The 24,669-nt window shown below is 49.7% G+C and carries 15 protein-coding genes and 2 pseudogenes; 8 read left to right on the top strand and 9 right to left on the bottom strand.

The genetic code is table 11. The features are described 5' to 3' along the window. Positions 1–3 precede the first annotated feature (3 nt). From F3J31_RS02625 to F3J31_RS23360, 5 genes and pseudogenes are all read left to right on the top strand, one after another. On the top strand, positions 4–1,080 hold the full coding sequence (locus F3J31_RS02625; protein ID WP_167211174.1) for a hypothetical protein: 1,077 nt from the start codon (positions 4–6) through the stop codon (positions 1,078–1,080). Between the two features lie 72 nt (positions 1,081–1,152). Further along, the gene (locus F3J31_RS02620; protein ID WP_167211171.1) at positions 1,153–1,593 is read left to right on the top strand and encodes a DcrB-related protein; all 441 of its coding nucleotides are present in this window, start codon (positions 1,153–1,155) and stop codon (positions 1,591–1,593) included. Positions 1,594–1,596: 3 nt separating this feature from the next. Further along, entirely contained in the window at positions 1,597–6,012 is a 4,416-nt protein-coding gene (locus tag F3J31_RS02615) for an RHS repeat-associated core domain-containing protein (RefSeq protein ID WP_240152737.1), read from the top strand. Further along, a complete protein-coding gene (locus F3J31_RS02610) occupies positions 6,009–6,482 on the top strand; it encodes a hypothetical protein (RefSeq protein ID WP_167211168.1) in 474 nt (157 codons plus the stop codon). Before F3J31_RS02615 ends, F3J31_RS02610 begins: the two co-directional genes overlap by 4 nt. Positions 6,483–6,846: 364 nt before the next feature. Next, a pseudogene (locus F3J31_RS23360) lies at positions 6,847–7,236 on the top strand (tyrosine-type recombinase/integrase); the annotation flags it as partial. Positions 7,237–8,028: 792 nt separating this feature from the next. Here the strand turns inward: F3J31_RS23360 and F3J31_RS02605 are convergent. From F3J31_RS02605 to pth, 5 genes and pseudogenes are all read right to left on the bottom strand, one after another. Next, on the bottom strand, positions 8,029–9,450 hold the full coding sequence (locus F3J31_RS02605) for a hypothetical protein (RefSeq protein WP_167211165.1): 1,422 nt from the start codon (positions 9,448–9,450) through the stop codon (positions 8,029–8,031). Next, complete coding sequence (locus F3J31_RS02600) at positions 9,447–14,420, bottom strand: AAA domain-containing protein (RefSeq protein ID WP_167211162.1); 4,974 nt, start codon at positions 14,418–14,420, stop codon at positions 9,447–9,449. Before F3J31_RS02600 ends, F3J31_RS02605 begins: the two co-directional genes overlap by 4 nt. A 419-nt stretch (positions 14,421–14,839) precedes the next feature. Continuing rightward, positions 14,840–15,093, bottom strand: a pseudogene (locus tag F3J31_RS02595) (Arm DNA-binding domain-containing protein); the annotation flags it as partial. A gap of 214 nt (positions 15,094–15,307) precedes the next feature. Then, positions 15,308–16,402 carry a redox-regulated ATPase YchF gene (gene ychF / locus F3J31_RS02590; RefSeq protein WP_003856650.1) on the bottom strand — a complete coding sequence of 365 codons (1,095 nt, stop codon included), beginning with the start codon at positions 16,400–16,402 and terminating at the stop codon, positions 15,308–15,310. Between the two features lie 126 nt (positions 16,403–16,528). Then, positions 16,529–17,113, bottom strand: a complete 585-nt coding sequence (gene pth / locus F3J31_RS02585; protein WP_023336005.1) for an aminoacyl-tRNA hydrolase — start codon at positions 17,111–17,113, stop codon at positions 16,529–16,531. Between the two features lie 274 nt (positions 17,114–17,387). Here pth and ychH point away from each other — a divergent pair, with 274 nt between their 5' ends. After that, positions 17,388–17,663 carry a stress-induced protein YchH gene (gene ychH, locus F3J31_RS02580; RefSeq protein ID WP_024907062.1) on the top strand — a complete coding sequence of 92 codons (276 nt, stop codon included), beginning with the start codon at positions 17,388–17,390 and terminating at the stop codon, positions 17,661–17,663. A gap of 120 nt (positions 17,664–17,783) precedes the next feature. After that, complete coding sequence (locus F3J31_RS02575; protein ID WP_167211159.1) at positions 17,784–18,842, top strand: MerR family transcriptional regulator; 1,059 nt, start codon at positions 17,784–17,786, stop codon at positions 18,840–18,842. Here the strand turns inward: F3J31_RS02575 and dauA are convergent. The 4 genes from dauA to lolB form a co-directional block, all read right to left on the bottom strand. Then, on the bottom strand, positions 18,828–20,507 hold the full coding sequence (gene dauA / locus F3J31_RS02570) for a C4-dicarboxylic acid transporter DauA (RefSeq protein WP_063621908.1): 1,680 nt from the start codon (positions 20,505–20,507) through the stop codon (positions 18,828–18,830). The two genes, F3J31_RS02575 and dauA, sit on opposite strands and share 15 nt — an antisense overlap. A gap of 124 nt (positions 20,508–20,631) precedes the next feature. Then, the gene (gene prs, locus F3J31_RS02565) at positions 20,632–21,579 is read right to left on the bottom strand and encodes a ribose-phosphate diphosphokinase (RefSeq protein ID WP_003856663.1); all 948 of its coding nucleotides are present in this window, start codon (positions 21,577–21,579) and stop codon (positions 20,632–20,634) included. 125 nt (positions 21,580–21,704) lie between these two features. Then, complete coding sequence (gene ispE / locus F3J31_RS02560) at positions 21,705–22,574, bottom strand: 4-(cytidine 5'-diphospho)-2-C-methyl-D-erythritol kinase (RefSeq protein WP_167211156.1); 870 nt, start codon at positions 22,572–22,574, stop codon at positions 21,705–21,707. Then, positions 22,571–23,182 carry a lipoprotein insertase outer membrane protein LolB gene (gene lolB, locus F3J31_RS02555; protein WP_063621904.1) on the bottom strand — a complete coding sequence of 204 codons (612 nt, stop codon included), beginning with the start codon at positions 23,180–23,182 and terminating at the stop codon, positions 22,571–22,573. The genes ispE and lolB overlap by 4 nt, the downstream gene beginning before the upstream one ends. A gap of 201 nt (positions 23,183–23,383) precedes the next feature. Between lolB and hemA the strand changes: the two genes are divergently transcribed. Then, positions 23,384–24,640, top strand: coding sequence for a glutamyl-tRNA reductase (hemA, locus tag F3J31_RS02550; protein ID WP_024907067.1), 1,257 nt, complete (start codon positions 23,384–23,386; stop codon positions 24,638–24,640). The last annotated feature ends 29 nt before the right edge of the window (positions 24,641–24,669 follow it).

Below are 24,669 nucleotides of genomic sequence, written 5' to 3'. Positions count from 1 at the left end.
TTTATGACCAAAAAATATCTGGCAGTCGTATTGTTCACGGCTTTATTGACAGGCGTCGTTGAAACGTCATCGGCACTTGAATTATCGCAATACAATAAGCTCGATAAGGTAAGTCGCATCCTTAACGACAGTGAAGTGACAGACAATCTCAGGACGCTGTTGGGAAATCATTACCAAACCTTTATTGATAACTTTGACGTCTTTGGCGAACCGCACACCACCGCAGGTGGCGGATTGTTTGTTGAAGGCTGGCTAAAAGATCTTTATCTGGAGAACGCGTCAGCGCTGGTCATCAATCCTGATGGCAAAATCTTTGCGGCCTGGGTGGTTCCGGAGTCGGACGTAATCCATTACCAATCCTCTGATAATAGCCCGGGTATTAATGCTGATATCCAGCAATGGGCCGCCAGATTCAATACGATGCAGTTTGCAACGAACAGCCAATCGAGACCTGCGTTTGACGGGGTTTGGACAGGCGGGGTTGGCAACGACTCGACGTTAACCCTGCAGTTAGCTGAATCAGGCAACCGTATCACCGGGTCTTATTGCTATATCTCCCAGAGAGGGAATCGCATCGACTGCCCGGAAGAAGATGAGCGAAATCTTAGCGGTACGATCGCGGGAAACCGTGCGAACGTAGAGTTCAACTCATCGTTTGGCGGCGCAGGCGGAAGGGCTGTTCTGGAAATAAAGGGGAGTGAAATGGAATGGCGTCTGGTAACGCCTCCACAAAAAGGAAATGATTATACTCCGCTGCGTTATATGTTACGTAAAGCCGCTTCGGTTCATTACGCTGAAACCAGAAAACTGGACACCGAAAAGTTCACTATCTCTCTGATAAACAATTGCGGGCGTTTCGAGGGTGAATGTGACCAGATGGTTTATCTCGGTGTGCGCAAAAGCGATAACAGTACGATCTCCTTAAAGGGAAAAACGTTACACGACCCCGCAGGTAAAATAATCGGCTCAACGTACAAGAATGGCGAGATCGCTTATACCGTGACGTATGCACCCGTGAAATTGCTTGTCAGTAAAGGCAGCCATGTTTTAGTCGAACAATCAGGTCAATGGCGTAAATAAAACAGCCAGCCAAAAGGCCAGCATGGATTGGCCTTCTTGTTTCTCTCAATATTAATCATCTCGAGTTCACTTATGAAATACACCCTCCAGGAAGGTTCATTTTCCCTTTTTCCTGCTGCCTGGCAGGACAACAGCATGAACATCATTCGCGATGACGAAAGCGGGCTGTCCGTAGTGGTCAGCCGCGGCGTGATTCCCGATGGCAGCGACTACGAACAAGAATTTCACCGCCAGTGGGATGTGCTGCGTCCTCAGATGGGTGAGATTGCCCAGAGCGAATTTAGGAACGTAAAAGCCGGGCCTGACGGAAAAATTAACGGGCTGGAAGTTGAGACGACGTTTGACCGTAACGGGCAGCGCCTGTGGCAAAAACAGCTGGCCGTGCAGACGCCGGGTAAACCGGTATTGATGATTTTTACCCTCTCGGCGCTCAGAGCCTTTACCAAAGAGGATGAGGTGCGCTGGAGCGCGCTGAAGCAGAGTCTGACGCTAAACGACAACCGGAATGTGTAAGGCATGAGCGATAACAACGCGGCCCGTAAGGGCGACGAGATTATTCACTCCAGCATTTTTGCTGACATCACCAGCATCGTGGCGGAAGGTGCCGCCTATGCGGTGATCGGCGCGGCAGTGGGGCTGGCGGCTACGGCCGCCGCGCCACTCCTCGGTGCCGGAGCCGCCGCAGCGGGCGTGGCGGCGATTGGGTCCAGCTGTCTGTTAAGCGGGATTATCGGTGGCGTGCTGGCGAACGTGGCGGGGATCACCGACGACATCAGCAACGCCGCGGAAGGGTTAGGCAATGCGCTTTTCCCGCCGTCGCCTGCGGGTAAAATTACCACCGGTTCGAACAACGTACTGACCAACGCAATCCCCGCCGCCCGCGCGGCAGGCACGCTGACGCCCGCCGATACACCGTCCCCTGAGCCGCAGTCACCGGGCAGCTTTGCCGATTACGCGGGCATGCTGCTTTCCGCCGCCGGACAGTTTGGCAGCGAAATGTGGCAGCCGAGCGTGGCCTCTGCCGCCGCGGGAACCTCGCCGCTGGAAGAAGACAAGGTGGCGTGTGAAAAGCACTCCGGGCCGCAGTATCTGGCGGAAGGTTCTAAAAGCGTCTTCATCAACGGCCAGCCCGCGGTGCGTGCGAAAGATCGCACCACCTGCGAAGGCACCGTTTCCGACGACGTCTCCCCGAACGTGATCATCGGCGGGGACACGCTCACGGTCCGCGATATCAAAAGCGGTAAAACGCCGGGTCTGGCGCTGGGGATGATTGCGCTCTCCCTGCTGCGCGGGCGTCCGGGCAAGATCCTGAAAAACATGCCCTGCGCGCTGGCCTCGGCCGGCGGCGGGATGCTGGCGGATATGGCGGTCAACGCCGTGTTTGGCTCCTCGCACCCGGTCCACGCCGCCACTGGCGTGAAGGTGCTGAACGACGACGATGAGCTCGACTTCTCGCTGCCGGGGCGCTTCCCGCTTCGCTGGCAGCGCAGCTACAACAGCCTGACCACCCGCGAAGGGCTGTTTGGTCTGGGCTGGGCAACGACCTTTGACAGCTATCTCTCGCTGGAAGATAACAATGCGACCTGGTTCGATGAAACCGGGCGCGAGCTGAGCTTTGAACTGCCGCCTGTCGACCGCGCGTTTTACAGCATCAGCGAAGGCATCATTATCCGCCGCAATGAAAGCGGCGACGTGGCGATTGCCGACGATGACGGCGCGGTGTGGCGTCTGTACAAACCGACCCGCATGAATCCTTCTATCCTGCGTCTGGCCTCCCTCAGCGACGAGTACGGCAACGCGCTGCTGACGGCGTGGGATGAACACGGCAGGCTGGTTGGTATCCATGATGAGCCGCGGGCCATCGACGTCACCCTGCGCTATGAAGATGAGCGCTTCCCGCTGCGCGTGACCGCAGCCAGCCATTTCGACGGCAACCAAACCTGGCCGCTGATGCAGTGGTGCTACGATGCGCGCGGCCAGCTGGCGAGCGCGACGGACGCCTCCGGCGTGGTGACGCGTGAATACCGTTACAACGACTACGGCCTGATGGTCTGGCACCGGATGCCGGGCGGGCTGGAGAGCGAATACCGCTGGCAAAAATTCGACCACTGGCGCGTGGTGGAAAACCGCACCAGCACCGGCGACGGCTGCCGCTTTAGCTATGATTTAGCCGCCGGGCTGACGACCGTCGAGCACTACGATGGTCAGACGCGCCGCCACTACTGGAACGCGCAGAATCTGATTGTCCGCTACGTAGACGAGCGCGGTGAAAACTGGCGCTACGAGTGGGATGATAACGAGCTTCTCACGCGTCGCATCGATCCGCTCGGCAACGCCGTCACCTTCGTCTACGACGAGATGGGCAACCGGGTGCAGGAGACCGATGCCGACGGCAATACCCGCACCACCACCTGGCTGGAGCACCGCGCGCTTCCCGCGGCCATTATCGAAGCCGACGGCAGCGCCACCCGGTTCTGGTACGACGAACATCACGGGCTGAAGCGCGTGGTGGACCCGATGGGGCAGACGACGCAGCTGCGCCGGGACGAGTTTGGCCAGGTCGTTGAAGAGGTCGATGCCGCAGGCAACAGCCGCTACCAGGAGTACAATGAGGCCGGGCAGATTGTCCGTTCGACGGACTGTTCCGGGCGTATTACCCGCTATCGCTATCATCCGCTGGGCTGGCTGGTGGCTGAGACTGGCGCCGACGGTGAAGAGACGCGCTACCGCTACGACGCCGCAGGGCGTCCGGTGCAGCTCGATCGCCCGGAAGGCTGGACGGAATCGCTCAAATGGAACGAACGCGGCCTGCCGGTGAAACATGCGGGCGCCGACGGGAAAGAGAGCGAGTTCAGATACGATGAGGCGGGGCGCTTAACCGCCACCCGTAATACGCAGGGTGAAGAAGTGCGACGCCGCTGGGACAGCCGCGGGCGTCTGATTGCCCTGGAAAACGAGAACGGCGAAGCGTATCAGTTCCGCTGGGGGCCAGACTCGCTGCTGCTGGAAGAGGTGGGGCTCGATGGCGTAGCCTCGCACTATCGCTATGATGCCTGCGGGCGCACGATTGCGCGCACCTTTGCCGCCGGTCATCCGGAGGCTATCACCCACGCCTTCGCCTGGAGCGCAAGCGGCCAGCTGGTCGCCCGCACCACACCGGAAGGGCAGACCCGCTACCATTACACGCCGTCCGGGCTATTAAGCCGGATTGGTCTGCATCCTGCGCTTTCACCCGACGCGTGGACCACCGAGGCAGAGCAGGAGCTTGCCTTTGAGTATGACGCGCTCGGTCGCGTGACGCGCGAAGCGGGCGAGCACGGTGAGCTGGCGTGGGAGTATGACGCGCTGGGCAACCGCACCTCCGTCACGCTGCCCGATGGTCGCGAGCTGAAGCAGTTCTACTACGGCAGCGGGCATTTGCTCAGCATTGCTCTCGATAAGCTGTCGGTCTCCGATTTTACTCGCGACGAACTCCACCGTGAGACTAGCCGCACCCAGGGGCTGTTGACCACCCGCAGCGAGTACGACCGCCTCGGCCGACTGCACCGCCGGGACGTCTTTACCGGCAATGCGCAACGCCCGTCGCCGCGCCGCTGGTCCCGCCGCTGGGATTACGACTACCGCAATAATCTGGTGCGCGAAGAGCGGGACGATAACCCGTTCAGCTGGTACCGCTGGCAGTACGACAGCGCCGGGCGCCTGCTCGTTCAGGACGGCACGCTGCCTGGCCAGGAGCAGTGGCGCTGGGATGCAGCCGGTAACCCGCTCGAAGGATCTGCTGAGAAGGTCACGCACAACCGCCTGACGCAGCTGAACGGCATTCGCTGGCGTTATGACATCCACGGCCGCACCGTGGAGAAGGATAACGGCCAGACCCGCTGGCACTACCGCTACGACGGCGAACATCGCCTGACGGAAGTCATCAGCCAGCCGCGGGATCGCAACAAACCGCAGACGCAGGTCAGCTTCCGCTACGATCCGCTAGGTCGCCGCATCAGCAAAACGCGCCGCCAGATGCTGGGCGGACAGCCAACCGGCAAGCCGGTGACCACCCGGTTTGTCTGGGAAGGGTTCCGCCTACTGCAGGAAGTGCACGGGGATGTGCCGCTGACCTACGTTTACAGCGATCAGGACAGTTACGACCCGCTGGCGCGTATTGACGGCGTTGATGCTCCGGAGATTTTCTGGTTCCACTGCCAGCCCAACGGCACGCCGGAGCGGATGACGGATATCGAAGGGCAGGTACGCTGGGAAGGGGTGAACAGCGCCTGGGGCAAGCTGCTGCGAGAAAGCGAAACGCAGGTATCAGGATATTCTCAGAACCTACGGATGCAGGGGCAATACCTGGACCGTGAGACAGGGCTGCACTACAATCTGTTCCGGTATTATGACCCGGACTGCGGAAGGTTTACGCAGCAGGACCCGATAGGGCTGGCGGGGGGGATAAACCTTTACCAGTATGCGCCGAATGCGCTGGGGTGGGTGGATCCGTGGGGGTTGAAATGCAAGTCTACTGAAGATGGTCCGATTTTAGGTCCTCATGGTAGTTTAAAAAATGACTTGCGGCCTGGACAATCACATCACTTAAATCAGGATGCTGCATTCCGTGACATCATACCTACTAATAGTGGAGCAGCGATCAAATTAGAAGGTAATGCGTTTACTCAACCAGGTACACCGCACTATGAAGCTCATAAATCTTTAGAACAGTTTTGGAATCAATTTAGGAAAGGCGGAGCTTCATACCGAGAAATGCCTTCCAACCTCCAATATACTCAGGCATTGAAGCATTCACTGGAGGCTGCAGGATTACCAGCAAATCAGGTTAAAGAAGCTGTCAGGTATAGTATTCAAAATAGAATAGAGCATGGTGCGCTTGGTGGCATGAACGTACCTAGGATCCCCGGAAGAATAAATCAGGTTAAAACATGAAAATATCCCAGTTAGCAATAGACAGGTTAAATAAAATTAATTGGTTTGTTAATCTTGGCGTGGCGACGACACTCCCTGGGGTTATCCAGGCTCAGTCCCTTAGCTTATTTATAAAAGGCTTGAAAAGCGATGAATGGGAAAGTGCCACTTTGGAGGCTGGTAATGAAATAACGGGATATCTCGCAAAAAAACACACTAACAAATATCAATGCTGGAACTCTTTGGTCAAAGACGCTAAGAAAGTTGTGGAGAATGATATTATTCCAAAAATCACCTTCCCAGAGTCTGAGAAAGGTACAATGGCTGAGAACTTAAAATGGGACCTTGTGAATTTCTTGCTTGAAGATGCGTATAGTTCTCTACTACAAGAGCCATTCTTTTTTGACGGATTAATTAACGTTTATGAAGCTGGGCATATGCCATGTGGATGGTCAGGTACTTGGCCAGCGGGCAACCTAGTCATCTATTGATTGATTACGCGAAAAAAATCCACGCCAAAGCGTGGATTTTTTTTCATTCAAAACCAATCAAACGTTGAACCGCGAATTTTAGTGTATCTCATTGATATTAATCTTTAATTTAAAAATTTACCTTAAGAATGCTCATTCCTATACTCATTTTTAGTTGGCATTGCTTTCTTAATGCGAAGGTCGGAGGTTCGACTCCTATTATCTCGCGTACTTACTGGCGTACATATTTAGCATTACATAGCTGAGTGTCATGTGCCCGTTCTCAAACAGATTTTGGCCTTACAGACGCTTTTTCATCTCGAGGGCTGGGTGAGGTTCAGTTGCTGTTTAAGCCCAACAGGTAAATGTGTTAAGTCAGATCGACTGGAGGGGTGTCGCTCTTCAGAAAAGCACTATCCATCTGCGGGAAAGCAAAACAGGGGTAGAGCGCTACGTACAGTTATCTGACCAGGCAATCGACTTTCTCAAGGTTCTACGCCTTACTCTGACAAATATCTATTCCCTTCTCAAGCCACAAAGAAGCCAATCCAGCAGAAGTATTTAACTGAAAACTAATGGCGTCTGCGTGAAAGCGGCCAAATGCTTGATATGCCTAATTGGACGCGGCACGATCTGCGTCGTACAGTACGGACGGGGTTATCTCGTTTGCAGTGTCCAAATGAGGTAGCAGAGACCTATTGGGCATACACCTGGCGGCGTTGAAGGAATTTATAATTTGTATAATTATGATGCTGAGTGCCGTAAGTGGTTATAGGTATGGGCGGATTATTTGGATGGTCTGATAAAATAACAAATACAGATGTATTATTAATATATATTACTGCAATAGAAGGGATTATTCATGCTTAGCGGTTTCAATAACGAATAGCAAACTCTAATTGAGAAATTATCATTAGTTGATGATCTAGAAGCTTGGGCAACTTATACTAGACATCTTGAAAAAGAAGTGAAGAAAAGCATCTAAGAGTGTGCCAGATGTTTGTGGATAAAACGTAAAATACTTGTTGGTAGTTTACTTTTACATCCTAATGTTCGAAATGACTTAATAGAGATGGGACTATCGGCCATTATCTATTCACAAGAAAATGATTTGGGCTAGTGTATTAGCCTCTTATAAAGGGGAAGATAGCAAGGCGTATTATAATGGAAGAACATTAAAAAATATGGTCTCAAATGGTGGAAAGATGTTGATAGTAGAATAAGGCATAACTTATGCACCGCAGCAACGTATTTTAAAGCATGTTGGTGCTCTTGGCCCGGGCGTAAAATACTTTACTTCATAAAGTTCGTTTGTAGGTAGCATGTTAAATGATGAACTTGATGCAGCATTAAGAATGATTCCAGAGGATTAATAGAAAACGCAATGAAGTTATCTTTTAAATATTAAATAAAATTACGTCGATTTTTATTGATATGGTTACTATAAATATAGGGTTGCAAGCAAGGATTTTTATAAAATACACTTTAGTCAACCCATGGTTTGTATTCGATAGCAAAAAGAATAAATTATAAAATATCCCTCGGTTTGGCGAGGGATATATTAAGGTTAGAGGTTTTTTAGAAGACCTAAACTATGTGGTTTGTCATGAGAACTTGAGCTGCCTATATACTCTTCGACCAACTTAGAGATTTTGCTGAGGATTTTTTTATCCTCAGTTATAAAACCTACTGGCAATGTGACAGGTAAGCTTTCAGGGAAATTAATATGATAGAAAACAACAATAAATTCATTTTCTAGATATAAAACTTCGACGTTACCATCCATAAATCCTTCAGCAACACCATAGTTTAAATTAGCACTTTCTCTAAAATCATAAACCAGTTTGCTTAATGTTCTTCTATCTGCAGGACTTGATAGAGGAAGGTATAATTTAGGCGTAAATACCCGCTCAGGATTTTTACCTGTTGTCAGCTGGAGATTCTCTAACTCACTCAAACAGTCGATGATTTGTGATGATTTCCCCCAATAAGGATCAGACGGAGCTAACCATACTAGTTGCTTTGTTTTTTTGTCTTCTGATGTAGTTCTATTAGTAATGTATTTTTGGATCTTACTCGATATAAAACTCCAATTTGAATTGGAATATAATGGCCCTGCCAGTATTTTAGGCTTTTGCAAGCTGGCTAGAGATTCAGCGGATGCAATAGCAAAAGATGCGGGGCTGATAGAGAAATCATTAAAAACTCTCTTAGTCCATGTATCTTCAAACTTAGCCATAGCTGTAGCTATCACCGATATATTGGATGGTCTTTTATTATGCCCTAGGGTTTTTGTTATCATTTCATGAATATCAGCGGAATCATCTAATAGATCGAAATCTTCTCGTTCAATAGGTCTTCCATCTACATCAACATAGAATTTGCAAGTTAATCTAAGAGCATCTTTTGTTAATTTGTTTACTGCATCCATTGTGTATATGCTTGGGCGATCCGTCCCTTCAGTTCTAACACCTTTGAGATAGCCTTTGTCTAGATATTTATAAAATTCTTTCTGGAATTTTTCTTTAGCTAAATTTTCTGAGCAAGATAATAGTTTGTTGTCAACATGCAATTCAATCCCTTGCTTCCAGTGATCGAATGTACGCTTATTTCCTATGCAATTAAAGCCACATAACTCGAACGACAATGTAGTACCCGTTTCCTGAATTGATGAAGTCTTAGGGGGGGAACCAATACTATCAAAGTATCCTGTAGATTGAGGTGTAAGTTCAACACACCCATGCGTATTAAAACGCAGATCTCCCTTATCCATGAGGTCAGAAATAGCTTCATCAACTTCATCCTTATTTAATCCAATATAAGTTGCTATTTGTGAAGGTTTCATAGGTGCAAGCTGTACTAAGCGTAAAACAAATTCTCTGATGAAAGATAAGCCTTGCTTAGTTACATATGAAAACTGTATGTTAAATCGATGAACTGGAACAAGAAAGTCCATTTCATGATAGCTCAATCTAATTTGCTCACTCATTTTGATACCTCCTCAAGATTTTTCTCGATATCAACTATTCGATAATTTGGTGATTTCTCAGAAAAGTTATGCTTATCTTCAGATGAACGATCTGATATAAAGCTAAGAACTTTTCCTAGTGGAAGATCTTTATTCGCACCTGTCCACATATGTGTTGAACCCACGATTATTAATCGATCCATAGCTCTAGATATTGCAACGTTTATTCTATTGGGGGTTTTTAAAAATTTTGGTTTTTTATCAGAACTAGAACGTGTTACAGAAAGAATTATGATTCTATTCTCTTTACCTTGATAACTATCGACAGTATCAATTTTTACCAATGATTTGAAATCATCATTCCAATCAATCTCATTGAATTTTTGCCTTATAATTCTTTTTTGTTCACCATACATACAAATTACACCAATAGCAGCCTCATCTTTTTTTACTATGTCCTTTAATGAGTTAACGAAATCTGGTTTACAGGATATATTTTTAAGCAAGTTGATGATGATATCGGCTTCAGTACGATTATAGATACTGATACCTTTATCTTCGCTGTGATAGCATTTCTTACCCAACTTAGAGGTATCAATCCAAGTAACAATACTATGTAATGCAGCTGGGACATCGTTATAAATATCGGGAATTGAACGAGACCCATTTTCAAGCTCACCGTTATAGAAAGTTGCAGAAACAATATTACCAATCTGAGGGGCCATACGATATTGAGTGAGCAGAGATGCTCCTGCTTGAATTCCATACGGAGATTCAAAGCCTCTCGCAAAATCACTCTGTAAAATAGCATCTAAGTCAACATCCTTGTTTGCAATACCTAATTTTAAAGCAAGAGCTCTTTTATGAGCATCAGAATACAATGGAGGTAATTGTTTATGGTCACCGACTAAAAGTACACGTTTTCCTGATTGCATAGCTATAGCTAACTCACTTGCAATAGAGCGAGCAGCTTCGTCGATTATTACCCAATCATATTGATTTTCAGCTATGCCTAAATGTTTTTGTCCGATACCTACACATGTCCCGGTTACTAATTGCCTTGAGCGCGCAAAAAATTCTTCATAATTTACACGCTCTGTTTCTAAAACATCTATCATATCACGAGATACAGCAGCCAAAGCAGTTGCTTTTTTTGCTTCATCAGGGCGAACCGAATATCGTGAGCATAAATGATTAATGACTTCACGTTTAGCCATTCTTATATCTTTATCTGCAGGGTAATCTAGACAATACACTTGAAATAAGGATTTTCGTATGCTCGCATCAAGAGATGCAATATTCAATTTCAACTGGTGTTGCTCGTCTTTTTCTAGCTGTTGGTTTTGTATAGCATTAAAGCACTTACTTAAATTTTCGATTTGTTTAAATAGAACAAGTTCAGCTTCGACTATAGAGGAAATGAACTCAGGCTGTAATCCTAATGCTTGAGATAAGAATTCTACTCGATATTTAAACTCTGCTCTAAAAAGTTCTCTTTTTTCTGCAATTATAGCATTTGAGTAAACATCTTTAAGTCCTGTTGATACGGCCCCTTCGCGATTGCTAAACCTCACAATATTTAAAGGTGTCCCTAAGCGTATACAGTGCTTTCTGATCCGTTCAGCAGCAGTATTTACTGCTTCATGTGATTGGCTAACCAATAAGATACTTTTGGATTTCTGCTTTTCAATAAGATAATGAACAAAAGCAGCAATGAACTCTGTTTTTCCAGTGCCAGGAGGACCCTGTAGTAAGGATAATGGGCCATTGTTTAGTAATTTTGAAAAAGCATTACGCTGTTGCTCATTAAGGATTATATTATTTCCATGATCATCTTTTCGATCGTATCGTGAAAAATCCCTATCTGTAATTTCAATTTTATATTGAGTAGCATCAATATTACAGTCAGGATCAAAATACTGAGATAAATTACTTATAACACTTTCACGATCTAATATTCTTTGAAGGGCTGTTTTTCTCTTAATATATGAAGCTTTATCTGCTTTGGTTCTAAAGAAAACTTGATCGCCATCTTCTAAATGTTTGGCTTTAAAGCTAAGTTTATGTAATCGAATTTCATTGAGTGCACTTTGTTTTAGTATGACTTCACCTAATCTGACTTCTTCATCACCTTTAGTTTGTAAAGCTTCTACAATATCAGTTTTTGCAAACCCTCCCAGGGCATCTACATCTGAAGAGTATGGCAAAATAATTTCGTTGTCATTATCTTCAACAGATACTACCCCCCCCACTATCTCGATGTATGGATATGCTTCAGTCTCGGTTTCTAATATTGCTTTCCAGAGTTTAGCGGTAGAAATAGAGAGAACATTCTCTTTATTATTGCCCTGATCTAAATTTCTAAAAGCTTCTTTTAATTGTTCAGTTAAACCATCAATCTTTGGTTCTTCATCCTGATTGTAAATTGTATCTACCGTTCTTAAAAAGGCTTCATTAGTAGAAAGTTCTTTGGACAATCCGGATAGTTCCATTACTGAGCCAGATTGTATATGAATAGAGAAATCCAAGACTAACTGACATTTTTCAATATCTGATTTACGTAAGTTATCTCTAACATTCGGTCGAAAACAAACGATGAATGCCTTTTCGGTTGTTCGGTAAATAGTTTTAACTTGCCCACCAAGTCCAATGAAAGTAATAATAACATCAGTGCTGTTTGTGTTACTTTTCTCAACGTGAACGTATAATTCTCCATTATCTGGATAAATTGTTAAATCTTCAAAAATTTCTTTTGCAGTAATTTCAATTATTGAGTTTGTAATATCTTTAGCGGGTAATAAAGCTTGTTTAAAACGCAGTAGATGTTTGAACCCAGCCTCACGATCTTGAAGTTCATTTTTTATGCAATCAGCAAGCTCGGTAAAGTGTTCTGAATTACCTCCCCACTCGATACCGAGTAACTCACAGCTTAATCTCATAACTGCAAAGTTATCTCTTTCAAATCCAGTGCAACTGTCAAATTGTTCTGGACAATAGCGAGGGCTTTTAGGTTCATTACCATCTAAACAAAAGTCAGGAATATCAATAATTATGATTTCAATTTCACTGCCTTCGCCATTCACTAGGATATTTTTAGGGTGTAAATCACCATGATAAATGCCCAATCCATGAAGATGTTCAATTGCAGCTATCAACTTATTTATAATACTTATTTTTTCATCCTGCGTTACTTGCACAGTATCAAAAAAATCTCCAGTGCATTTGTCAGTAACAAGAAAGAGGCTAGATGATTTTGTCGCTATGCCATATTCTCTAATGCAAGGTATATAAGGAGGGTTTATGGATGCAATACGTTCAATACGTTTGAGAAAGTGTACTATTTTTGAGCCCAGTAATGGCTCATCATTAGTAGGATTTATATTGAGCCAGGCTTTAACTATGAGATCGCCTGAAATATAGACTTCCTTCTCATCTGTTTCAACTAAAAACTCATCATCTCTATACTGCCTTGAATGATTTATTGTTCTTCTAAATGGTTCTAATTCAGAATCATCGAAGTCAAAGTGGTTATCAAGTTTTGGCTCTATTAATTTTAAAGCATCAAAAAGCTCTCCTGCGTCACAATAATATTTTCCATTGATGGCGTTGATTAAAATTTCGCTATACCAAAATGTGGAGGCAGAGAGTTTCTTCTGCATTTCCTCTAAACTAATCTCAGACATTCTCAAATTAGAGAGTATATGCCAGCAAATAATACCAATGGATTTAACATCTTCTTGGAATGGAGTTAGTTCATTATCGGGTTTTGTACCAATAACTGACAACTGACTTCTGTAATCACCAACTGTACCTATGGGTTGGTAATATGCCGAGATAAAATTAGATAAGGCAATTTCTTTACCTGGTGAAATCCATAAACTATGATCTGCAAGATCCCTATGGGCTATTTTTATTCTATGCAAATCAGCAAATTTCGCTATCAACAACTTAACTAAGTTAATACGATCGGTATCTGAAAAGTTCAGTCCGAATTTCCCAATAAATTCATTAAAACGATTATGGCTCGGGGGAAGTTCAAATATTTCATTGAATTCTGTTGTTATATCTTCTTTCTGTATGCTAGTTAAAGAACGTAAACAGTGTTTGTAGAGATCATGGTTTTGGTGTTTAATATAACCAAGAACTTCACGCTCACGAGAGACAATGCTATACCTTCCTTCTGGTGTGCCTCCTTTAACTCCGCGAAATTTACTAAAGTCCCATACTCTCAACAATGCCTCATCTTGTCTAGATACTTCTGAAATAGCCAAGAACTCTCGATACAGCTTTGTTGGGTGCTCATCAAATATTAATGTGCTTGATTTATACCCACCAACGCTAATTGGTTTAGGTGCCGTTGCATTAATATTGAATAAGTCGTCAAACACATGAAAATCTTTGTTTAATACTTGTGCTGCTGGATGTGGCCTGAACTTTTTTTGGAATGTTTTTTTGTCAGATAATGAAAGAAAATCATCTAAACTTAGTGTGTGAAGTCGTTCATGATCCGGTAATTGTGAGAAATCCGCGTTACCAGTCATGACGATAAGAAACTCAACTGAAGGAGGAAAGTCTTTATTAGTGAATCGATGTCTTTCACGTTTAATTTTATTATCTAATAAAAACTTTTTGTTGCGGGTAATGCTAACTGGGGAACGCCCCATTAAGCGAGAGTTTTTGTACCAGTTATCCTTGCTGGAAGTAACCTTCCCATTGTTCCAATCTTTCAATTCGATTATTAGCACATTGCAATGAGTAACAATCACTAAGTCGAATTCACCCTCGTATCCACTATTCACATCTACAAATCGAAAGCCAGCATATCCTTTCCAGGGAAACATGCTTGAATCTGATATGTTACGTAACTGTTCTTGCATTGACTTGCCATGGCTAGGCAGTTTTGGCGGTGGTGGGCTAAAGGTCGATTTTATTTTTTCAATAGCATTCAGTTCTTGTGCCTGTAATCCGCCTTCCCAAATTTTTATTTCCAAAATTATTCCTCAATATATCTACTAGCGACTGAGAAAAAATACCACTGTAAATTGTTGCTGTCATCTATCCAGTTGGTTTATGTGATGTTCACTAACTTTTTAATTTCTAGAGACAATAGTAGTGATTTTTTCAGAAGACTGAACATATGTAATGTTGTGTTCCGGTAGAGACCGCAGGGGGTAGGCAAGCCATTGTAGTTAGCGCGGTGAAGATCAACAGGTCAAATCTAGGCTATAAATGGCATTTCGCGACACCGAAAGAGCTTTCCACTGACATCGTATTTTGTGATTCCCAACCTACAAGACGGGCGGCGCTAGTCGTTATTGGCCCCCTTGAAGGGGGGAAGATATTCAACTGATCGGCTCAGCAGGTATGAGGATGGTAAGATTTAGTCTTCATAAACCTGTGGCGATTCAAACTGACGAGCTTGTGTTGTGCTAACTCCATCCGCGACCTGCTTTCGCGCTTGCTCGCATTTTCGTGAGCTTCGGCAAGTTTGACCGTCGGGTACTCACCCAGCGCAAACATGCTGGATTTACCGTTGAGTTTAAACCGATAGCGCCATGCCTTTTTGCCATTGGGTTTCACTTCGAGGTAGAGACCATTGAAATCATTAAGTCGATAGAGTTTTTCTTTCGGCTTAGCAGTGCGGCATTGCGTATTGGTGAGCATAACGGGGCCTTGTTTATTTATTATACCGTTATTGCACTCACTTAAAATGAAGATGGAAGAATGTTGTACTCATCCATGTACTCATTTTTGACAGCGTTGTTATGAGATGAATTGAGGCATTGTTAAATGAAAAATCCACGCAATTGCGTGGATTTTATAGGGTTTTGCCGTTGTTATGAGATTCAGCGAAACCTCATGAGACAGCAGATTTTATTTAGACGTTAAACAAGAAGTTCATCACATCGCCATCTTTAACGATGTAATCTTTCCCTTCTGCACGCATCTTGCCTGCTTCTTTCGCGCCTTGCTCACCCTTGTAGGTGATGAAGTCTTCAAACGCGATAGTCTGCGCACGAATAAAGCCTTTCTCGAAGTCGGTATGGATCTTACCAGCAGCCTGAGGCGCCGTTGCACCCACAGGAATCGTCCACGCACGCACTTCCTTCACGCCAGCGGTGAAGTAGGTCTGCAGGTTCAGCAGCTCATAGCCCGCGCGGATCACGCGGTTCAGGCCCGGCTCTTCCAGACCCAGCTCGGCCATGAACTCTTCACGGTCGGCGTCGTCCAGCTCGGCGATGTCGGATTCAACGGCCGCGCAAACCGCCACAACCACAGAACCTTCCGCCGCGGCAATTTCACGCACTTTGTCCAGGTACGGGTTGTTCTCGAAACCGTCTTCGTTAACGTTGGCGATGTACATGGTTGGCTTCAGGGTCAGGAAGCTCAGGTATTTGATCGCCGCTTTGTCTTCGTCAGTCAGGTTTTTCAGCGCGCGCAGCATGCCGGCGTTTTCCAGCTGTGGCAGGCATTTTTCCAGCGCAGCCAGTTCCGCTTTCGCGTCCTTGTCGCCGCCTTTGGCTTTCTTCTGCACGCGGTGAATCGCGCGTTCGCAGGTGTCGAGGTCAGAGAGCGCCAGCTCGGTGTTGATAACGTCGATGTCGTCAGCCGGATCCACTTTGTTGTTAACGTGGATGATGTTGTCGTTCTCGAAGCAGCGCACAACGTGGCCGATCGCTTCGGTTTCACGAATGTTGGTCAGGAACTGGTTACCCAGACCTTCGCCTTTGGATGCGCCTTTTACCAGGCCCGCGATGTCCACGAATTCCATGGTGGTTGGCAGAATGCGCTGCGGCTTCACGATTTCCGCGAGCTGGTCCAGACGCGGATCAGGCATTGGCACAACGCCGGTGTTAGGTTCGATGGTACAGAACGGGAAGTTCGCCGCTTCGATACCCGCTTTGGTAAGCGCGTTAAACAGGGTGGATTTGCCCACGTTTGGCAGACCGACGATACCGCATTTGAATCCCATTTCTAAATCACCTTAATATCTTGATAATCAATCCGTTAACGATAACCGATTGATGAAAAGTAAATAACTACGCCTATTATACACGTAACCCGCATGACGCGCGGTAAAAAAGCCGTATCGGGCGGATTATTGCGCTTTGAAAGCGTGTAAGCGGTTTGTCGCTTTGGTTAAGCCGTCTTTCAGCCAGATTTCCGTGCAGCGTGCCGCCTCGTCTACCGCCTCGTCAATCAGTTTCTGCTCAGAAACCGGTGGCTTACCGAGCACGAAACCGACAACTTTGTTTTTATCGCCCGGATGGCCGATTCCCACGCGCAAACGGTGGAAATTCGGATTATTGCCCAGCTTGCTGATGATGTCTTTAAGGCCGTTGTGGCCGCCGTGCCCGCCGCCCAGCTTGAATTTTGCCACGCCAGGGGGAAGATCCAGCTCATCGTGGGCCACCAGGATTTCATCCGGATTGATGCGATAAAACGTCGCCATTGCCGCCACGGCTTTACCGCTCAGGTTCATAAAGGTGGTAGGCACCAGTAAACGAACATCCGCGCCAGCAAGGTTGATACGTGAGGTATACCCGAAGAATTTAGGTTCTTCACGCAGGGGAGCACGTAACCGCTCGGCCAGCAGATCGACGTACCATGCCCCGGCATTGTGGCGGGTAGCCGCATATTCTGCGCCCGGGTTGGCGAGGCCGACAATCAGTTTAATCGTCACGATTCAATTCCTAATGGGTTCCAGATCTGGCGCGTAGTTTACTGTCTGGCGCGCCGCTTGACAAAATTCTGCGATCGTCCCAGCGAAATACGAATAATTACTTATCTGAACAATTAGAATTTCAAGCTGTTCAACGTGTTATTTGTAAACTTTTGTTTGGGAGTTATCTGTAATTGTGATCATTCACGCAACTCATAAAAGGGGCGTTGTCTATACTTTACACACAAGGATTAGGGGCTTTTCCCCTGACAACCCAAAGTTCCGGAGGTGACACATGAAACGCAAAAACGCTTCGTTACTCGGTAACGTGCTGATGGGGTTGGGGCTGTTCGTGATGGTAGCCGGCGTGGGTTATTCAATTTTAAACCAACTGCCGCAGCTTGATCTCCCGCAATACTTTGCGCATGGTGCGATATTGAGCATCTTCATTGGTGCAGTGTTGTGGCTGGCGGGAGCACGCGTGAGCGGCCATGAGGAAGTGTGTGATAAATACTGGTGGGTGCGTCACTACGACAAACGCTGTCGTCGCGATCAGCATAAGCACAGCTGACGCTACGTTAAAGAATACCGAAACGGCTCCTCAGGGAGTCGTTTTTTTTGCATCAAGGGTTGACCCTCACGTAACGTAAGGCTCCAGAGTAGCGGCACTGGCAAAGTAAAAGGAGCAGTTATGTTGATTCAGGTGGGTGAGCTGGCGAAACGGGCCGGGATCACCGTACGCACATTGCATCACTATGAGCAAACAGGGTTGTTGCTGCCTTCTGCCAGAAGCGCAGCAGGTTACCGGCTCTACAACCTGGCGGATGTTCAGCGTCTGCATATGATTCAGGCGCTGGCAAAAGCGGGGCTGGAACTTGCTGAAATCAGGGATTTCCTGGAACAGGAGTCGCTGTCGTTAACCGAGTTACTCGATGCGCAAATCACGCTGCTGGATAAACAGCTGCGCAGCATACATACGCTGCGCGACCGGCTGGTCGAACTGCGCACCGGGCTGCTCAACGATGCGACGCCGGATCTGGAATCCTGGCTACAGACTCTGGAGTTAATGAATATGTACGATCGCTGGTTTAGCAAAGAAGAGTTACAGCAGCTGCCGTTTGCGGTGCAGAAGGATGCGCTGGCGGCCATCTGGTCAGGGCTGGTTGCGGAGGCAAACACGCTGTTGAAACAGCACATACCCGTCACGGACCCGCGGGCGATGGACCTGGCGACGCGCTGGATGGAACGCCTGGAGCAGGACACGGCGGGCAAGCCGGAGTTTCTCACCCGGCTGAACGAGATGCACAGCGTGGAGCCACAGATGCAGGTGCAGACCGGCATCACGCCGGAAATGACCGATTACATTACGCGGGCGTTCGCCGAGTCGAAGCTGATTATCTGGGAAAAATATCTTTCCGCCGAGGAGATGGCCTTTACCCGGAAGCACTACTTTGACCGCATGATGGAGTGGCCGCCGCTGGTGGCAAACCTGCATCAGGCGCAGCGGGAGAATATCGATCCCGCCTCGGAGGAGGCGCAAAAGCTGGCTGAAAACTGGCTGGCGTTATTCCAGTCGTATGCAGGCACCAGCCCGGAGACCCAGCAAAAGTTTCGCACGGCCATGCAGCAGGAGCCGCATCTGATGAAAGGAACATGGATGACGCCTGCCGTGCTTGGGTGGCTTCAGCAGGCGATTGGGGTGATGATGCAGAGACGTTCCTCTGCATCAGGCAATTCACAGATCCGCTAATGCGGCTTCACGGTTAGGATAAAAGGCAAGGCGGCCAGGGATCGGCTGCACGCCCGCCCGCGCCATGGTGCGCAGGGGCTGGAATTCGAGGTTACTCACCCGCAGCTCGCAGCCTTCCGGCAGACGTTTCACAAAGCGCTGGAAGGCGTCCAGTCCGCCCGCATCCAGCACCGGCACGGCATCCCATTTCAGCACCACAATCCGCTTGCCCGCGATGCGGGATTCCAGATCGCTGAACAGACCTTCCGCCGCGGCGAAGAACAGCGGGCCGATCACGCGCAGAACCAGCACATCGTCAGGCACCTCTACGTTGACCGGGGAGAGGCGCGTCATCTGCGCGATACGGCGCATAAACAGCAGGGACGCCAGCACGATCCCGACGCTGATGGCGATGACCATATCGAACAGCACGGTCAGCGACATACAGATCAGCATCACGATGATGTCGTCTTTCGGCGCACGACGCAGCAGGTTCACCACCTTGTGCGCCTCACTCATGTTCCAGGCCACCATCAGTAGCAGAGCGGCCATGGCGGAAAGCGGTAGCCAGGAGAGCAGCGGGGCGAGGATCAGCAGGGCGAGGATCACCAGTACGGAATGGATAACTGCCGAAACGGGTGACGTTGCCCCCGCGCGCACGTTGGCCGCGGAACGGGCGATGGCTGCCGTTGCGGTAATACCGCCAAAGAACGGCGCGACGAGGTTCCCCAGTCCCTGACCGACCAGTTCGCTGTTAGCTTTGTGCTTGGTGCCGGTCATCCCATCCAGAACGACGGCGCAGAGCAGGGATTCAATCGCCCCCAGCATCGCCATCGAGAACGCGGCGGGAAGCAGGGCGCGCAGGGAGTCCCAGCTTAAGGTAAAGCTGGATCCGGGCATATCCCACGGCAGCACCAGCTGCGGCAACAGTTGCGGAATGCCGCTGCCCTGTGACCCGTCCGCCAGAACATAGTGGAACTGTGAGCCGATAGTCGCGACATGACCACCGAACATATTGACGATAGCCATCACCGCGCAGCCCAGCAGCAGCGCGGGCAGATGGCCCGGCAGTCGAATGCCCAGACGAGGCCAGACGATCAGCGTGCCCAGCGTCACCATCCCGATGGCGGCGTCGCCGAGGTTCGCAGTCGGCAGCGCCATAAACAGCGCGCCCACTTTTTGCAGATAGTGTTCAGGGACGTGAGCCATTTGCAGGCCGAGGAAATCCTTGATCTGCATGGTTCCGATGGTGATCCCAATCCCCGAGGTGAACCCCAGCGTGACGGAAAGGGGAATGTACTCAATCAGCCGCCCAAAGCGGGCCAGACCAAACAGAATCAAAAAGACCCCGGACATCAGGGTGGCGACCAGCAGGCCTGCCAGACCAAACTGCTGTGAAACCGGGTAGAGGATCACCACAAAGGCGGCAGTCGGGCCGGAGACGCTGAAGCGCGAGCCGCCGGTCAGAGCGATGACGATCCCGGCCACGGCCGAGGTGTACAGGCCGTACTGCGGCGCAACGCCGCTGCCAATCGCCAGCGCCATCGCCAGCGGGATGGCAATAATGCCGACGGTGATCCCGGCAATCAGGTCACGCACAAAGCGTGAGGAGGTGTACTTCTCTTTCCAGCAGGCGTCGATGAGGGCGCGAAAGGGCAGAACATGTGAGGAGGCTACGTTTTTCACAATTATCTATCATCCGTATGCGCATCATCTGTCATATGAATGGCAGGTGAAGGAGGCATTAATCATACAAATAAAACCCAGAGACAAAAAAACCCGCCGCAGCGGGTTTTTTGGCCGTGCTCGATCAGTGTTCGAACATTGCAGAGATGGATTCTTCGTTGCTGATACGACGAATCGCTTCGGCCAGCATCCCGGACAGGGTCAGGGTACGCACGTTTGGCAGTGCCTTGATCTCGTCGCTCAGTGGGATGGTATCGCATACCACAACTTCGTCAATCACGGAGTTGCGCAGGTTGTTTACGGCATTGCCGGAGAAGATCGGGTGGGTCGCGTAAGCGAATACGCGCTTGGCACCACGCTCTTTCAGCGCTTCAGCCGCTTTACACAGCGTACCGCCGGTATCGATCATGTCGTCAACCAGCACGCAGTCGCGGCCAGCCACGTCACCGATGATGTGCATCACCTGAGAAACGTTAGCGCGCGGACGACGTTTGTCGATGATCGCCATGTCGGTATCGTTCAGCAGCTTAGCGATAGCACGGGCACGTACCACGCCGCCGATGTCCGGAGAAACCACGATTGGGTTATCCAGGTTCAGCTGCAGCATGTCTTCCAGCAGGATTGGGCTGCCGAATACGTTATCAACCGGGACGTCGAAGAAGCCCTGGATCTGCTCTGCGTGCAGGTCAACGGTCAGTACGCGGTCAACGCCAACGCTGGACAGGAAGTCAGCGACAACTTTCGCGGTAATTGGCACACGCGCGGAACGGACGCGACGGTCCTGGCGGGCATAGCCGAAGTAAGGGATTACAGCAGTGATACGGCCTGCGGAAGCGCGACGCAGGGCGTCGACCATAACAACCAGTTCCATCAGGTTGTCGTTCGTTGGAGCACAGGTGGACTGGATGATGAAAATATCACCACCGCGTACATTTTCGTTGATTTGTACGCTGACTTCGCCGTCGCTAAAGCGACCTACGGCGGCGTCGCCGAGGGAAGTGTACAGGCGGTTGGCAATACGTTGTGCTAGTTCCGGGGTGGCGTTACCAGCAAAAAGCTTCATATCAGGCACGAGAAGAACCTCAGGCATGCGTCCAGTGGTGGATAGCGTTCGCCGTAAACTGTGCGGGCCAGGCAAAGGCTATCCAGGCGGTGTATTAAAGAGCGCGATGCAACGTCTGGAACAGGGTGACGTTGTCACCGAAACTCAGTCTGCGCCAGAATGGCCTGCTGTAGGGGGGAAATGTTCATCCCACGCGCTACAAAACCATGCAGCCAAACCGGCGCTTGCTCAAGCACCTGACGAGCGGCGGATTCGGTGTCAAATTCAGCAAAGACACAGGCCCCTGTACCAGTCAGGCGCGACGGCGCGTATTCTAACAGCCAGGAAAGCACCGCATCAACCTCGCGAAAACGTTTTCTTGCGATATCCTCGCAATCGTTGCTGAATTCACAATTTAATAACGTTTCTATTGACCGAATCGGGGTATTTCTTTTCAGGTCAGGATCTTTAAAGATGACCGGGGTCGGAATGCTCACGCCGGGGTGAGCAACCAGATACCATTTTTCCGGCGGGTTGACCGGGGAGAGGATTTCCCCCACGCCCTCGGCAAAGGCCGCATGACCGCGAACAAACACCGGAACATCCGCGCCCAGCGTCAAGCCCAGGGCGGCCAGTTCGTCCTGCGACAGCCCGCAGCCCCAGAGGTGGTTCAGGGCAACCAGCACCGTGGCGGCGTTAGATGAGCCGCCGCCCAGACCGCCGCCCATCGGCAGACGTTTCTCGATACGAATATCCGCACCGCTTCCCGCAGGCAGACGACCTGATTCCGCTGCGGCGTTCATCAGCAGACGCGCGGCGCGCACAATCAGGTTGTCCTCATGCGCCACGCCGTCGACCGGCGTCAGGAGGCAAATCTGCCCGTCCTGGCGCAGTTCAATGGAGATCGTGTCGCCATAGTCAATAAACTGAAACAGCGTCTGCAGGGTGTGATAGCCGTCAGCGCGCTGGCCGGTAATGTATAAAAACAGATTCAGTTTTGCCGGAGAAGGCCAGTGGGTCATCATTTAACGATCCAGTTGTCCATTTTCAGCTTGATGCGCTGGCTGCCCTGGGTCAGTTCCATATTCGATGGCAGCGACGGTTTACTCTTGCTGTCATAGTCGCTGTACACCACTTTCCAGGTTTTGCCGTTCTGGGTGTAGTTCACCTGGCTCAGACGATATTGATCGTCCAGGGTATAGTCGGTGGCGTCACCCGGCAGGCCGAGGATCCACTGGCGCAGGCTGTTGAGCGGGATAGGCATTCCGGTCAGCTTGCCAATCATCTCTTCGGCATCGGTTGCGGTGTAGTGCTGGCCTTTGTTATCGGTGATCTGCGCTTCGCCCGGTTTCGCGATAAGCTCCAGCTCGGTGCTGCCCAGCGGGTTCAGCAGCAGCAGGCGATAGTTGTCCTGACCCGTTTGTTGCCAGAAGAAGCGTGCATACACTTTTTGCTCATCCGAAAGATAAGCAAACGCGCCGCGGGTCTGGTACTGGTTCAAATTACGGACGTCCTGCTGGTGCTGACGCCACTGTGGCGAGTCAGGGCTTTTGCCCGGGCCTTTTGGTTGAGTGACGGTACACGCGGTCAGAACCAGTGCCGCCAGGGGCAGCAGGCGAATCAGTCGGGTCATAATGAGGACAAATCCTTGAGATACGTTGCAGTTATAACTGTTAATGCTAGCGTCGAAGGGGGCTACCGTCTACGTTCAAATTATCTCAAAGCGTTGTGTAACCTATTACTCCGAAAGGGGGCTGTCTCTTTTATTGATCTCGCGCATCCTGTATGATGCGTTCTGCTAACCTTATTAACGCTGGTACTACTCCCGCTCAACATGACCCTATTAGCACTCGGCATCAACCACAAAACGGCCCCGGTTTCGCTGCGAGAACGCGTAACGTTTTCGCCAGATACGCTCGACCTGGCGCTGGACAGCCTGCTTGCACAGCCTATGGTGCAGGGTGGCGTGGTGCTCTCGACGTGCAACCGTACCGAGCTCTATTTAAGCGTGGAAGAGCAGGACAACCTGCACGAAGCGCTGATCCGCTGGTTATGCGACTACCACAATCTCAATGAAGACGAGCTGCGCAACAGCCTGTACTGGCATCAGGACAACGATGCCGTCAGCCATCTGATGCGCGTGGCCAGCGGGCTGGATTCGCTGGTGCTCGGCGAACCGCAAATTCTGGGTCAGGTGAAAAAAGCCTTTGCGGATTCGCAAAAAGGGCATCTGAAGGCCAGCGAGCTGGAGCGTATGTTCCAGAAGTCATTCTCCGTGGCGAAGCGTGTGCGAACGGAAACCGACATTGGTGCCAGTGCGGTTTCCGTTGCTTTCGCGGCCTGCACCCTTGCGCGCCAAATCTTTGAATCCCTCTCCACCGTCACCGTGATGCTGGTGGGCGCGGGCGAAACCATCGAACTTGTGGCGCGCCATCTGCGCGAGCATAAAGTGAAAAAGATGATTATCGCTAACCGCACCCGCGAACGCGCGCAGGTGCTGGCGGATGAAGTGGGCGCAGAGGTGGTTGCCCTGAGCGACATCGATGAACGTCTGAAAGAGGCGGACATTATTATCAGCTCGACCGCCAGTCCGCTGCCGATTATCGGCAAAGGGATGGTGGAGCGTGCGCTGAAGTCCCGTCGTAATCAGCCGATGCTGCTGGTGGATATTGCCGTCCCGCGCGATGTTGAACCGGAAGTGGGCAAGCTGCCTAACGCCTACCTCTACAGCGTGGATGACCTGCAAAGCATCATTTCGCACAACCTCGCCCAGCGTAAAGCGGCGGCGGTGCAGGCGGAAACCATTGTTGAGCAGGAAACCAGTGAGTTTATGGCCTGGCTGCGCGCGCAAAGCGTCAGCGAGACCATCCGCGAGTATCGCGGACAGGCGGAGCAGGTGCGTGACGACCTGACAGCCAAAGCGTTAGCGGCCCTGGAGCAGGGCGGCGACGCACATGCAATTATGCAGGATCTGGCGTGGAAACTGACCAACCGCCTGATCCATGCGCCAACCAAATCTCTTCAGCAGGCTGCCCGTGACGGGGATGATGAACGCCTGACTATTCTGCGCAACAGCCTCGGGCTGGAATAGCGCCCTATACCCATTTTCTAAGACAAGGT

The sequence above is a fragment of the Enterobacter sp. Acro-832 genome (genome assembly GCF_011752745.1).
Classification (GTDB): Bacteria; Pseudomonadota; Gammaproteobacteria; order Enterobacterales; family Enterobacteriaceae; genus Enterobacter; species Enterobacter quasiroggenkampii.
The sequence above is the reverse complement of the archived record's forward strand: the minus strand, read 5'-3'. Positions and strand labels throughout refer to the sequence as shown.

Excerpts from the sequence above, each read along its gene's own strand:
- ychH (WP_024907062.1), top strand. The coding sequence starts at position 17,388 with ATGAAACGCAAAAACGCTTCGTTACTCGGTAACGTGCTGATGGGGTTG.
- F3J31_RS02625 (WP_167211174.1), top strand. The coding sequence starts at position 4 with ATGACCAAAAAATATCTGGCAGTCGTATTGTTCACGGCTTTATTGACA.
- F3J31_RS02620 (WP_167211171.1), top strand. The coding sequence starts at position 1,153 with ATGAAATACACCCTCCAGGAAGGTTCATTTTCCCTTTTTCCTGCTGCC.
- hemA (WP_024907067.1), top strand. The coding sequence starts at position 23,384 with ATGACCCTATTAGCACTCGGCATCAACCACAAAACGGCCCCGGTTTCG.
- ispE (WP_167211156.1), bottom strand. The coding sequence starts at position 22,574 with ATGATGACCCACTGGCCTTCTCCGGCAAAACTGAATCTGTTTTTATAC.
- F3J31_RS02575 (WP_167211159.1), top strand. The coding sequence starts at position 17,784 with ATGTTGATTCAGGTGGGTGAGCTGGCGAAACGGGCCGGGATCACCGTA.
- F3J31_RS02615 (WP_240152737.1), top strand. The coding sequence starts at position 1,597 with ATGAGCGATAACAACGCGGCCCGTAAGGGCGACGAGATTATTCACTCC.
- lolB (WP_063621904.1), bottom strand. The coding sequence starts at position 23,182 with ATGACCCGACTGATTCGCCTGCTGCCCCTGGCGGCACTGGTTCTGACC.
- F3J31_RS02610 (WP_167211168.1), top strand. The coding sequence starts at position 6,009 with ATGAAAATATCCCAGTTAGCAATAGACAGGTTAAATAAAATTAATTGG.
- ychF (WP_003856650.1), bottom strand. The coding sequence starts at position 16,402 with ATGGGATTCAAATGCGGTATCGTCGGTCTGCCAAACGTGGGCAAATCC.
- F3J31_RS02605 (WP_167211165.1), bottom strand. The coding sequence starts at position 9,450 with ATGAGTGAGCAAATTAGATTGAGCTATCATGAAATGGACTTTCTTGTT.